This window comes from Roseivivax halotolerans, assembly GCF_900115815.1.
Classification (GTDB): Bacteria; Pseudomonadota; Alphaproteobacteria; order Rhodobacterales; family Rhodobacteraceae; genus Roseivivax; species Roseivivax halotolerans.
Map to the genome: position 1 here is coordinate 1 of NZ_FOXV01000026.1, position 11,747 is coordinate 11,747.

15 protein-coding genes and 1 pseudogene are annotated in these 11,747 nt (G+C 64.5%); 9 read left to right on the plus strand and 7 right to left on the minus strand.

Annotation, left to right across the window (positions count from 1 at the left end; genetic code table 11):
* The 8 genes and pseudogenes from BM171_RS19315 to BM171_RS18340 all read left to right on the plus strand — a co-directional run.
* Positions 1-141 (plus strand): annotated as a pseudogene (locus BM171_RS19315) (GTP-binding protein); the annotation flags it as partial.
* Complete coding sequence (locus tag BM171_RS18310; protein WP_093016045.1) at positions 138-767, plus strand: DUF1826 domain-containing protein; 630 nt, start codon at positions 138-140, stop codon at positions 765-767. The pseudogene BM171_RS19315 and the gene BM171_RS18310, both read left to right, overlap by 4 nt.
* Entirely contained in the window at positions 764-1,051 is a 288-nt protein-coding gene (locus tag BM171_RS18315; RefSeq protein ID WP_093016002.1) for a DUF6525 family protein, read from the plus strand. Before BM171_RS18310 ends, BM171_RS18315 begins: the two co-directional genes overlap by 4 nt.
* A gap of 71 nt (positions 1,052-1,122) precedes the next feature.
* Entirely contained in the window at positions 1,123-1,710 is a 588-nt protein-coding gene (locus BM171_RS18320) for a DUF2796 domain-containing protein (protein WP_093016005.1), read from the plus strand.
* A gap of 2 nt (positions 1,711-1,712) precedes the next feature.
* A complete protein-coding gene (locus BM171_RS18325) occupies positions 1,713-2,402 on the plus strand; it encodes an ABC transporter ATP-binding protein (RefSeq protein WP_093016008.1) in 690 nt (229 codons plus the stop codon).
* Positions 2,399-3,649 carry an ABC transporter permease gene (locus BM171_RS18330; protein ID WP_093016012.1) on the plus strand — a complete coding sequence of 417 codons (1,251 nt, stop codon included), beginning with the start codon at positions 2,399-2,401 and terminating at the stop codon, positions 3,647-3,649. The genes BM171_RS18325 and BM171_RS18330 overlap by 4 nt, the downstream gene beginning before the upstream one ends.
* Positions 3,646-4,155, plus strand: a complete 510-nt coding sequence (locus BM171_RS18335; protein WP_093016015.1) for a DUF3299 domain-containing protein — start codon at positions 3,646-3,648, stop codon at positions 4,153-4,155. The genes BM171_RS18330 and BM171_RS18335 overlap by 4 nt, the downstream gene beginning before the upstream one ends.
* Complete coding sequence (locus BM171_RS18340) at positions 4,149-4,652, plus strand: DUF3299 domain-containing protein (protein WP_093016018.1); 504 nt, start codon at positions 4,149-4,151, stop codon at positions 4,650-4,652. Before BM171_RS18335 ends, BM171_RS18340 begins: the two co-directional genes overlap by 7 nt.
* 76 nt (positions 4,653-4,728) lie before the next feature.
* Here the strand turns inward: BM171_RS18340 and BM171_RS18345 are convergent, their stop codons facing one another.
* The 5 genes from BM171_RS18345 to ribA are packed head-to-tail and all read right to left on the minus strand — an operon-like array spanning position 4,729 to position 8,810.
* On the minus strand, positions 4,729-5,544 hold the full coding sequence (locus BM171_RS18345; protein WP_093016021.1) for a RibD family protein: 816 nt from the start codon (positions 5,542-5,544) through the stop codon (positions 4,729-4,731).
* The gene (locus tag BM171_RS18350) at positions 5,531-6,322 is read right to left on the minus strand and encodes a class I SAM-dependent methyltransferase (protein WP_093016024.1); all 792 of its coding nucleotides are present in this window, start codon (positions 6,320-6,322) and stop codon (positions 5,531-5,533) included. Before BM171_RS18350 ends, BM171_RS18345 begins: the two co-directional genes overlap by 14 nt.
* Position 6,323: 1 nt before the next feature.
* Positions 6,324-6,719, minus strand: a complete 396-nt coding sequence (locus BM171_RS18355; RefSeq protein ID WP_093016027.1) for a 6-pyruvoyl trahydropterin synthase family protein — start codon at positions 6,717-6,719, stop codon at positions 6,324-6,326.
* Between the two features lie 7 nt (positions 6,720-6,726).
* Positions 6,727-7,680: a zinc-dependent alcohol dehydrogenase gene (locus BM171_RS18360; protein WP_093016030.1), complete on the minus strand. Its 954-nt coding sequence runs from the start codon at positions 7,678-7,680 to the stop codon at positions 6,727-6,729.
* Entirely contained in the window at positions 7,677-8,810 is a 1,134-nt protein-coding gene (ribA, locus tag BM171_RS18365) for a GTP cyclohydrolase II (protein WP_093016033.1), read from the minus strand. Before ribA ends, BM171_RS18360 begins: the two co-directional genes overlap by 4 nt.
* A 159-nt stretch (positions 8,811-8,969) precedes the next feature.
* Between ribA and BM171_RS18370 the strand changes: the two genes are divergently transcribed.
* Positions 8,970-9,695 carry an FkbM family methyltransferase gene (locus tag BM171_RS18370; RefSeq protein ID WP_093016036.1) on the plus strand — a complete coding sequence of 242 codons (726 nt, stop codon included), beginning with the start codon at positions 8,970-8,972 and terminating at the stop codon, positions 9,693-9,695.
* On the opposite strand, the gene BM171_RS18375 is transcribed toward BM171_RS18370, so the two are convergent.
* Together BM171_RS18375 and BM171_RS18380 are read right to left on the minus strand one after the other, a co-directional pair.
* Positions 9,692-10,489, minus strand: a complete 798-nt coding sequence (locus tag BM171_RS18375; protein WP_093016039.1) for an inositol monophosphatase family protein — start codon at positions 10,487-10,489, stop codon at positions 9,692-9,694. The two genes, BM171_RS18370 and BM171_RS18375, sit on opposite strands and share 4 nt — an antisense overlap.
* Positions 10,486-11,544: a glycosyltransferase family 4 protein gene (locus tag BM171_RS18380; RefSeq protein ID WP_093016043.1), complete on the minus strand. Its 1,059-nt coding sequence runs from the start codon at positions 11,542-11,544 to the stop codon at positions 10,486-10,488. The genes BM171_RS18375 and BM171_RS18380 overlap by 4 nt, the downstream gene beginning before the upstream one ends.
* Between the last annotated feature and the right edge of the window lie 203 nt (positions 11,545-11,747).

Below are 11,747 nucleotides of genomic sequence, written 5' to 3' on the forward strand. Positions count from 1 at the left end.
GGGTCCGGGATCGATTGGCCGACCCTGAAAGCGCGGCTCGACGCGGCGCTGGTCCCCGAGGCGCAGGCGACAGGCCCCGAGGCGCTGCCCGACTTCCCCGATCCATTCCCGGCATGGCGACGCGCGGAGGCGGCGGCATGAACCTCGAGCGTGAGATCGTGAGGGATGCGGCGATCGGCGTCGGGGTCTCACGGCAGCCCGAAGGTCTGTCGGCCATTCACACGCCCGGTTGCGCTGCGACGATCTGGCACCGCGAGCCGATGTCCGCGTTCCAGAACTGGGTCGATACGGTCTCGCCGGAGCTGCTGCCGCGCGCTCGGCTGATCCTTCGTCCCGAGGCGGTGCGTGCGGCAGTCGACCAGGTCTGCGCGTCCCAATCCATGCCGGCAGGTAGCCATCGGGACCGGCTGGTCGACGATATCGCCGCGCTGGCCGACATCTTCGCCGGAATGATGAAATCGGCCTGGCTGCGCCTGAGGCTCGAGCCAGTCACAACGGATGCCTGTCGCCGCTTTCATGTCGACGCGATGATTGCGCGGCTTGTCTGCACCTATCGCGGGACCGGGACGCAATACGGCATTTCGACTGACGGGGCCGAGCCGCGGAAGGTCTTCACCGTGCCGACGGGCTCTCCCATCGTGCTGCGCGGCTCGCTCTGGACGGGCGAGCCGCGCACCGGGCTCGTGCATCGCTCACCGCCGATCGTGGGCACAGGCGAGACGCGTCTCGTGCTCGATCCAGTCACGGAGCCAGAGGACGAAGTATGAGGCATAATCTCTCCTCCAGCCTGCGCCGGACCCGGCGGACCGGCAATCCGATGGAGCGGTTCGACGCGTTGCCCGCGCCCCTCAGGGCATGGCTCCGGCAAGCCGCGCTGCCCTGGTCGCCGCGTTCGTGCGAGCGGCTCTGGCGGCGCGCGCTTCGCGACGGTGCAACCACCGAGGCAATCCTGGACAGGTTGAACCAAGCCGAGGCTGGAATGTTGCATCGGGACCGCTCGACGCTTTTTCCGGAACCCAATGGCGCGTCACCGCAGGATGCACCGGCATGATCCGTCCTGCCTCGCAAAAGCTTTGCAATGCCAGACACACTCCGACAACACTGACACCGAAAAGGACGCCCATGACACGGACCCTGACTTCTCTCGCCGCGATCTGCCTCGCGCTTCCCGCCGCCGCCCAGGAGACGCGCGACCTCGGCGCGCATGAACACGGGGTCTCCACCGTGGAGATCGCGGTCGAGAACGGCATGCTCGAGATCGACATCCTGTCGCCGGGCGTCGATATCGTGGGTTTCGAATACGAAGCCAGCACGCCCGAAGACAAGGACGCCGTTGAAGCCGCGATCCGGCAGTTCCTCGACCCCGAGAGTATCGTGACGCTCCCGGATGCCGCCGGGTGCCGCCTGACCGAGGTGCTGGCGCATCTTCACACAGGCGATCACGACCATGACGAAGGTGACCACGACCACGACCATGACCACGCAGAGGGTGAGGATCACGACCACGCCGAAGATGAGAGCGGCGGTCACAGCGAGTTCCACGCAAGCTACGCCTTCGCCTGCGAGGACGAGGCTGCGCTGACCACGATCGGCTTCCCCTTCTTCGAGCTGTTCGGCAATGCCCGCGAGATCGACGTGCAATATGTCACAGCAAGCGGGGCAGGGGCCGCTGAACTCGCATCTGACGCCGCTGAACTGACGCTGGAGTAAGGATGGCTGCACCGGCCCTGGCGCTGCGCGACGTCACGTTCCATTGGCCTGGACGCGACACGTTCGGCCTCCGGGTGCCGGACTTCCAGCTCGCGGCCGGGGAAAGCGTTCTGCTTCTGGGGGAAAGCGGCTCGGGCAAGTCGACGCTCCTATCGCTCATCTGCGGGATCGTGACACCGGATGCAGGCGAGATCCAAATCGCCGAGACGCGATTGTCGGGCCTGCGGGCAGGGGCGCGCGACCGGCTCCGTGCGGAGCGGATCGGCGTCATCTTCCAGCAATTCAACTTGCTGCCCTATGCGAGCGTCTCCGACAACATCCTGCTTCCGCTGCGCTTTGCGCCCGAGCGGCGCGGCCGGTCGGAGCAGGGTGATGCGGCGCGGCTCTGCTCTGCGCTGGGTCTGCCCGATGACGTCCTTCAGGCCAAGGCTGGGCGCTTGTCTGTCGGACAACAACAGCGCGTTGCGGTGGCGCGTGCTTTGATCGGACAGCCGTCGCTCATCGTCGCGGACGAGCCGACTTCGGCGCTCGATGCCGCGACGCAGGACGGGTTCATGGGGCTTCTCTTCGATCAGCTTGCGGCGACGGGATCGTCACTTCTGATGGTGAGCCATGACGAACGGCTGGGCGCACGGTTCGACCGGGTCGTGCGCCTCGAGGACATTCTGCTCAGAGAAAGCCGCGCGGCATGATCCTTCGCCTTGCCTTTGCCTCACTCATGGCGCGGGCCCTGACCGTGGGCATGACGATCCTCGCCATCGCCTTGTCGGTCGCCCTCTTTCTCGCCGTGGAAAAGGTGCGGACCGGTGCAAAGGCGAGCTTCGCCGACACGATTTCGGGCACCGACCTCATCGTCGGGGCGCGGTCGGGATCGGTGCAGCTTTTGCTCTACTCGGTTTTCCGCATCGGCAATGCGACCAACAATATCAGCTGGCAAAGTTATCGGGACATCGCGGGTCGCGACGAGATCGACTGGATCGTGCCGATCTCGCTTGGCGACAGCCATCGCCAGTTCCGCGTCATGGGCACGACAAGCGGCTTTTTCGAGCATTACCGCTATCGCGGCGGACGCATGCTCGAGATCGGGCAGGGCCACGGTCTCGACGATCTCTATGATGCCGTGATCGGCGCCGAGGTTGCCGCGACGCTGGGCTACGATGTTGGCGATCCGATCATCGTCTCGCATGGGGTCGCGTCCTTTACGCACCACGACGATCAGCCATTCCGTGTCGCGGGTATCGTGGAGCGCACCGGAACACCGGTCGACCGCACGGTGATCGTCAGTCTCGAGGCGATCGAGGCGATCCATGTCGATTGGCAAACCGGTGCGCGCACGCCCGGAGCGCCGACGCCCGTAGACGACATCCGGCAGATGGACCTGACGCCCGACGCCATCACCGCCGCATTGATCGGAATGAACTCACGGCTGCAGATCTTCGGGCTGCAACGCTGGATCAACACCTATCCCGAAGAGCCACTCCTTGCGATCCTGCCCGGTGTCGCCCTGCAGGAGCTCTGGCAGATTGTCGGCATCGCCGAAAGGGCGCTGATCGGAGTCTCGGTCATGGTCGTCGTCACGGCGCTTCTTGGGATGATGGCGATGATCTTCTCCTCGCTCGATGAGCGGCGGCGCGAGATGGCGATCTGGCGCGCGATGGGGGCGAGGCCGGTGACGATCCTCGGGCTTCTCGTTCTCGAAGCGGCGCTGATGGCCGCGCTCGGTGCGGCGCTCGGGATGGTGATCCTGTATGGCGGTCTGGTGGTGGCGCAGCCGTGGATCGACGCCGCCTACGGCTTGTGGCTGCCGATCTCGGTCCCGAGCGCGCGGGAACTGGTCGTTCTCGCGCTTGTGATCGGTGCGGCGGCCCTCGCGAGCCTCCTGCCGGCGCTGAGGGCCTACCGCCTGTCGTTGGCCGATGGCATGATGGTGCGAACATGACCGCGTACACTCCCTCCCGGCGAGATATCCTCGCTTTTGCCGCCGCGTCCCTCGTGCCGCGTCAAGCCTTCGCTCGGTCCTATCTCGAGCTAGAATGGGACGATTTGATGCCGCGTGGCGTGCCCTATGGCCAGATCATCGGGCCCGGCCGGATCGACGAGGAAAACGATCTCTGGAATCCCGAATACGATGCGAACGGACAGAGGTTGAACATGGCGCTCGACGGCAAGCGCGTGGAACTGCTGGGTTTCGTTCTGCCCTTCGAGATGACGGTCGAAGGCGTGACCAACTTCATGCTGGTCCCCTATGTCGGCGCCTGCATTCATACGCCGCCGCCGCCCCCTAATCAGCTCGTCTTTGTCTCCACCCGCGAGCCCTGGCCGAACGACAAGCTTTGGGAGCCGGTGCTGGCTGCCGGGCGTCTTTCGGCAAAACCGTTGACCACTCTGGTCGCGGACGCGGGCTACCAGATGGACGCCGAGCGCATCAAAGTCCTGACATGGTAAGCGGATCCCTGTCGCGGCGTGTGGTCCTTATCGGCTTCTCCGTGACGTTGCTCGGAGCGACGGCGCGCGCCGAGCCCGTGCGCGATCTGGCCTGGAGGGATCTCTTGCCCGAAGGTGATATGTCACCGCCGGGCGAGATCCGCAGTCTTTTGCCGCATGACGAGAGCGCGATGGCTGCGCGTCAGCCGCCATCCTCCGGCGTGCGATACGACTGGAACGGCGAGATCGTGCGGATGTCGGGCTATGTCGTGCCGCTCGAATACCGAGGAACCGGGATAACGGAGTTCATTCTGGTTACTTATGTGGGCGCTTGTATCCACGTCCCGCCGCCGCCCGCCAACCAGCTTGTCTTCGTGACGACCGAGACGCCTTATGACGTATCGGGGCTCTTCGATCCGGTGACCGTGACGGGTGTGTTCGGAACGGCGAGCAAGACCACGCAACTTGCGGAGATCGGATATGTGCTGGCTGGAGCCGAGATCCGGCGGTTCGGATAGGACACGGCTCGCTGCCGATATCCACGAGGCTGGACCTTGGCGGTTTGCCGAACGCCGCTTGAAAAGTCCGCCGGCTCTATTCGGCCGCGTGGACAGCGTAGCTCGCCGCCTCGGCGGCGTCTGTCAGCGCACAGTCGAAAACCACGTCCGATCCCAATGAGTAGACGCGCGTCTCCGGGCGCAATGCATCAGCCAGTGTCTGCGTCGGATTGGACATCGTGAGACTCTGTTGGCCCGCTCCGATCAAGAGCGGAGCAATCGCGACTTGAAGCCGCGTGAGGTAGCCGGCCTCGAGGAAGCGGGAAATGGTTATGCCGCCGCCCTCGATCATGACCGAGGACAAACCCTTCTCCTGCAACGCCTCCAGAATGGATTGCGGATCGAGCACCCCGTCACGCGTGCCGAGATGAATCACCTCGACATCGTCGGCGCGCGGGCGATCGACGGATTGAATGATGATGCGCCGCGTGCCAGTGCCATCGTCCTGCAAGAGTGGCGCATCGTCGGGCAAGCGGCCCGTCGGGTCGATCACGATGCGCGCGGGATTACGGCCGGGACACAGCCGGACCGTCATCCGCGGCGTGTCGTGCAGCGCGGTTTTCACGCCAATCACGATCCCATCGACCAGCGCCCTCATGCGATGCAGGTGCGTCAGCCCGTCCGGTCCCGAGACATCGCGCGCATCGCCAGTGACCGTTGCAATTCGCCCGTCGAGCGACTGGCCGATTTGTGCGACCGCCACCGGCCCGAGGTCCCGGCGCGCCAACGGGCCGTAGAGCGCGAGCGCCGCCGCCTCGGACGGACTCCACTGCCCGCAGCACGTGCAGGACAGGCCCTGGCGCACGGCCAGCAACCGTTCCCAGACGCGGGCGCTCACATCAATCGGCTCCATGTCTACTCTCCTCTTCTGTCCATTGGCTGGGCAGCGCCAAGATGTCGTCATGGCCGATGACGCAAGCCGAACCGCTCGCGGACTGAATTCGCCGCCGGCCCCACTCCTCGGCCTGCGTGAACCCCGCCTCTCCGGCTGCTTGAGCAATGCCCTGTACGAGTGCGACCTGAAGAGCCTCCTCTCCGGCGCCAAGCTGCCAAGGACTTTTGGCGCGGTGGATCGCGAAGCCCTGTTTGGAAAGTGTCGAGGCCGTGCTCGACGCAGCCTGTGGCCCGAGCGCCGGGCCCAACCCCTTGTCGCCGCACTGATGACGATTGAACGCGGCCGTAGCCTCTTCGTCTCCGGGCAAAGCTGGTTCCCAACTCATCGCGCCATCATAGGACAACGCTGCATAGAAGGGCACCGACAGCAGTGCTGCGAGCTCATCTATCCACGCCTTCGGCATCAAATCGAGCAGCGCCGACGCCGTAACGAGGGTCACCCCGTCGAGTGGCAGCCCGTCAAGCTCTGCGAGCTCTCTCTGATCTATGCGGGCCTTCGGTCCTGCGCTGCGCGCGGCATGCTCCAATAGGTCGGGGTCGTGATCCACGAGATACCAGCGGGTATGGTCGGGCAGGAACTTCGACATCGCCCGCACGGTCGATCCCGTGCCGCACCCGAGATCCAGGATTACAGGATCGGGCCCCGCTGCCGCTGCGGCCCGGCGCAACAGGTCTGCATCTCGCGCGGCATGGTCAGCCGGTTCACGCAAGGCCAGCCAGTCAGCGGAAAACCCCATATCAGATCACGCCCTCGTACCACGCGCGCGCCACGTGGCTTTCATGCAGGAGGATCCGCAATTTCTTGACCCGGCTTTTGTCCTGCAGATCCCCGTCGCGGACGGCCTTGGCCATCTGGTCGAAGATATGCTTGCACAAAAACTCTGTCGTCGTGAACTTTCCCTTGAACTCAGGAACTTCGTCCAGGTTCTGATAGCGCAGCGGATTGAGCGTGGCGGTCAGCGCCTCCGTGGCAAGGCCGATATCGACGACGAGGCCATGCTCATCGATGTCTTCGGTGTAGAAAGCGACATCGACCGTGAAGGTCGCCCCGTGCATGCCCTGTGCGGGCCCGAATACGGGCGAAGGAAGCGAGTGGCCGATCATGATGTGATCGCGGACTTCGACGGCGAACATGGAAACCTCAATGTGAATTGTAGCGGATACGATGGCAGAGCGTGTCGGGATCGCGAAGGATCTCGCCATAGCGCTCGGGTAGTTCTTCAAAGGACGTCTCGTCCGATATCAACGCATCGAGCGCCGGATCGCACAGAAGAGAGAGCGCCTTTTGCATGCGGCGCGCATGGCTCCAACGCGGCCGGCGGGCAGGCGGCAGATGACCTACCTGCGAACTGACGAGGCGTAGCCGGCGGCTATGAAAGGCCCCGCCGAGGAACACCGGCGTCGGTCCCGTGCCGTGCCAACTGGCCTCGACAACGGTGGCATCCTGTCCCGCACTTTCCAGTGCCAGAGTCAACCCGTCTGCTTTGGCGGTGGTGTTGATCACCACGTCGCACGCGCCGGGCGCGTGGTCAGGCGTTGCAAAGGCGCAGCCCATTTCCTCGGCCAGTTTTGCACGGTCGGACAGTCGGTCGACTAGGGTGACGTCGGCCCCGGGCAGGTGTCGCGCAAGATACCCTGTCAGCGCGCCGATCACACCCGCGCCGATGACCGCGATCCGGTCACCCGCGCCGGCCCCGCTGTCCCAGAGCACGTTCAGGGCTGTTTCCATATTCGCCCCGAGAACCGCCCGCTCGGGCGGAAGTGCGTCCGGCAGGCGCGTCAACATATCGTCTGCCATGCAAAATCGCGCCTGATGCGGATGCAGCGCGAAGACCGTCTCGCCAGCGCGTCGGCCGTCGGAAATTCGGCCGACGGCGCAATAGCCGTATTTGACGGGAAACGGGAATGTCCCCTCCTGCGCCGGCGCGCGCATCGTCTCATACTCGCTCTCGGGCACGCGGCCCTCGAAGACCAGCCGTTCAGTACCGCGGCTGATCCCGGAGAACAACGTTTCGACCGGCACGCCGTCGCCAAGCGCGCCCGGACGGGCCTCGACTGCAGACGGGCCGACACACCAAAGCGCAGGCGCGCTCATGGCAGCAGGTGTCCCGACTTGGCCGCCTTCGTGGCGAGGTATCGTTCATTGCAATCGGTATGACCCACGTGCAGCGGAACCCGTTCCACGACCTCGATCCCATGCGCGGACAGAATGGCGATCTTGGCGGGATTGTTCGTCATGAGCCGGATTTGCCGGATACCCATACGATGCAGGATCGTGGCCCCCGCGCGGAAATCGCGCTCATCGTCTTCGAAACCGAGCCAGTGATTGGCCTCGACGGTGTCGAGCCCCGCCTCCTGAAGCCCGTAGGCGCGCATCTTGTTGGCGAGGCCGATGCCCCTGCCTTCTTGGTTGAGATAGAGAATTACCCCTCCGGCATCGTCGGACATGGCCTGCATCGCGCCGCGCAGTTGCGGCCCGCAATCGCATTTCTTGCTCCCCAGAACATCGCCGGTGAAGCAGGCCGAGTGCAGCCTGACGGTGACGGGCTTGGACAGATCCGGATTGCCGATCTCGATCGCGTAATGCTCCTCCGAGCTGTTGCCGGTCTGAAAGACATGCACTCGGCCCGAATCCGAGACTGCCATTGGCAGTTTGGCCAGGCTGACACGGGCCTGCGCCGGCTCTGCCGCGAGGGTCGCGATCACATCTCGTGCTTGCATGCTGACAAGGCCAAGCTGCGCGATCTGTGGTTCTTGGGCCGACAGGTCCACCACAAGCACCGCGGGCAGAACCTGTTCGGATTTCGCGAGCAGGATTGCTGCCTCGTGGGCTTCGCGTGCAGGGCCGCCGGGGGTCACGACAGCTTCGGTCGGTGCAATATCGCTTCTGCCTGCCAGCGCGTGCAGATCCGCGAGGCTGGTCGCACCTTGAAGCGACAAGCGCACCGCACCCGTCGGGGCGGCGCCCGAATACAATCCCAGTGCCGCCGCGCGGCGGCCGGTCACGACCATCTCTGCCTGTCCGAGCCGCAGCATTGCCGCCAGCCGCTCTTCTGTCAGGTTCTCGACCCAAGCGACAAGCGACGCGGATGCCTCGTCGAACAAAACTGCGGACAGCCCGAGCCGCAGATCGCCCCGTAGCCGGGCAACCTGTTCCCCGATCCGCGGCCCGAGCGCAGCGGTATTGGAGTAAAGATCATCGGGCGAGGGGCGAAAAATATTCAATGCGAGTCTCCAATCGCGGCAGCGAGCTCACGTGAAGGTAGGCTTGCGGCGACAGAGACAAGTCAGATGCCGTTTTCTTGAACAAGCATAGAGCCTTAAGCCTTGGCAGGCCGTTTCGCGATGCTAGTTTTCCACGGAATTTCAGGGAAGGGCGCGTCAATGAACCAATGGTTGGGCTTTGGTCGGTCCTTCGTGATCTATTGCAACCCGCTCGCGATCCGAACGTGGCGCAGGTTCTATCGCTCGCATCTGACGACGGGTGATCTGGTCTTCGATATAGGTGCTCATATGGGCGCACGCGCCCGCGCCATGCGATCGGCAGGCGCCCGCGTGATCGCTCTTGAGCCACAGATGCCCTTCGCGCGCTTTTTGCGACATACCCTGCCGAAAGACATCACTCTGATCGAGGCTGCGGCGGGTGAAACCGAGACAGAGGCGGAGATGGCCGTCTCGTCGCGACATCCGACGGTCTCATCGCTCACCAACGCGTTCGTAGCTGGTGCGGCCAACACACCGGGCTTCGACCACGTTCGCTGGGATCGGCGCCAGACGGTGCGCGTCTTGACACTGGACGGGCTGATCGCGCAGTTTGGCCACCCTCGATATATCAAGATCGACGTTGAAGGCTTCGAGCTGCAGGTTCTCTCGGGGCTTTCTCAAGCCGTGCCGCTGATTTCGGTGGAGTATCTTCCAGCCTTCCCGGACCTGACACATGCGGTGATTGACCGACTCTCGGCGCTTGGTCCCTACACGTTCAACGCCGTGTCTGGCGAGACGGGCGCTTTCCTCTGGCCCGAATGGCGGCAAGCGTCCGAAGTCAGAGACTGGCTGTCGGGACTGTCACCGACGGAAACCTCGGGTGACCTTTTCGCGCGTCTGGGCTAGGCGCTGACATCGCGATCCGCGCGGCGCAGCACGCCGGCGAAAGAGCCGAATATCGCACCGGGCGCCGCAATCACGTTGCCGTATTCTTCCGGCGTCTCGCCCGGCTTCCATCCCTCGACCCGCGCGCCCGCCTGCCGAAGAAGAACGAGGCCCGCGGCAATGTCCCAAGGTTGCAGGCGCCGTTCCCAGAACCCGTCGAGCCGCCCCGCCGCAACATAGGCCAGATCGAGCGCGGCTGCCCCCATGCGCCGCACACCGGCGCAAAGCGGCATGAGGCGTGCGATGTCGCTTGCGTGTTCGTCAATATGAGGCATTCCGCCGAAAGGAATGCCGGTTCCGAACAGCGCAGCTTCCAGCGATGCGGGCTCGGGCAAGACAAGAGGGGCGTCGTTGAGCGTTGCGGAGGGGCCCGGCCCGGCCGCGAAGGTCTCTTGTTTGACCGGATCATGCACCACCCCGACGCAGAGCCCGGCCTCCGTCTCGAGTGCGATCGACACCGCCCAATGGGGGATGCCGCGAAGAAAATTGGTGGTGCCGTCCAAGGGGTCGACGATCCACCGACGGGCAGAGACCGGACCTGCGCCTGTCTCTTCGCCGAGCCATCCATCCTCGGGCCGGAGCCGGGATAGCCGGGTCTTGAGGTGTCGCTCGGCTTCAAAATCCGCTTCAGACGCGAAATCGCCGGCGCGTTTCCGCGTGATGGACAGGCGGCCTCGGTCGGCCCATTTCTGCAAGAGGATCTCTCCCGCTTCGTTGGCGAGCGTGATGGCGAGGTCGAGATCCGTCATGCTCATGACGGTGTTACCTGCGCCGCGCGCAGGACTTGACCGACGTCGGCGGCTGCATCTGCCCAGCTCGGCAATGCGTCACCAGCCTCTCGGGCCTTCGCGGCCATCGCCGCATGACGCTTGGGGTCCTCGAGAAGCGCCCTCAGTGCCTCGGCAAAGGCAGCCGGGTTCTCTGGTGGGACCAAGGTTCCAGCGTCGCTCGGGACGGTTCCGGGCACGGCCCCGGCTGTCGTCGAGATAATCGGAAGCCCGTGGATGAGTGCTTCGTCAAAAACGATGCCGTACCCTTCGTAGCGTGTGGCGAGCGCGAAAAGATGCGCCTCGCTCAAGAATTGCTCCAGTGTCTCGGCTGAGACCCGGCCAGCCAATGTCACACGGTCGTCCAGACCTGCCTTCCCGATCTGCCTCCGAAGCACCGCGTCATGGCCCGGCTCCCACGGGGACCCGACGATCACCGCGCGCCAATCAAGGTCAGTGATTTGAGCAAGCGCCTCGATCAGAACATCATGCCCTTTGCGCGGATGCAGAAGGCCCACCGACAAGACGAGGGGCGGACCTTCGCCTGCCTGCGCGTGCTTCGGCGTTGCGAAAGCCGATCGACCCGGCCGGATCACTGTGATCCGCTGCTCGGCCACGCCGTAGTCCGACGTGAGAACCTGCCGGATATGGGGGCTCGGCACCAGGATATGAAATGCATGTTGCAGATTGGCGCGTTCCGCCGTGTAGAGCCGGCGTGCCTCGGCCTCGGGCAATCCGCTTTCGAGGGAAAGCGGGTGATGCACCAGAGCAATGATCGGCGCCTGGATGGCAGGCAGCGAGTCGGTTTCAAGAGCTCCGAAGGCCAGGCCGTCGATGATCAGCGGGCAGTCGGACGGGACCTTCGAAAGGGTGGCGATTGCCGCCTCCATCGTGGTCTTGTCAGCAAAGGGGAAGGCGTCGGACAGAGAAATCAACTCCACGTTCCACCCCTCGCTCCGCAAGGCATCGAGCAGGCTGCGGTCGTAAAGGTAGCCGCCGGTCATGGCTGAAATATCGCCCGGAACCGCAAAGGCGGCGTTCATTGGCATCACTTGAGTGTTCCTGTTGTTGCGGTGCAGGACTGCCGGAAGCGGCCCCGAGGGGCCGAACCTTTTTGCTTTCGCCACATGCCGGGCTTGGCGTGCGCCGATTGAGAACGGCGGTGGAAAAGTCGGCCACGGGAGCGGCGGGATGAGCCTGCTGCGGGCGGCGTAAAAGTCGGCCACCTTTGCCCTTTCTGGTGACA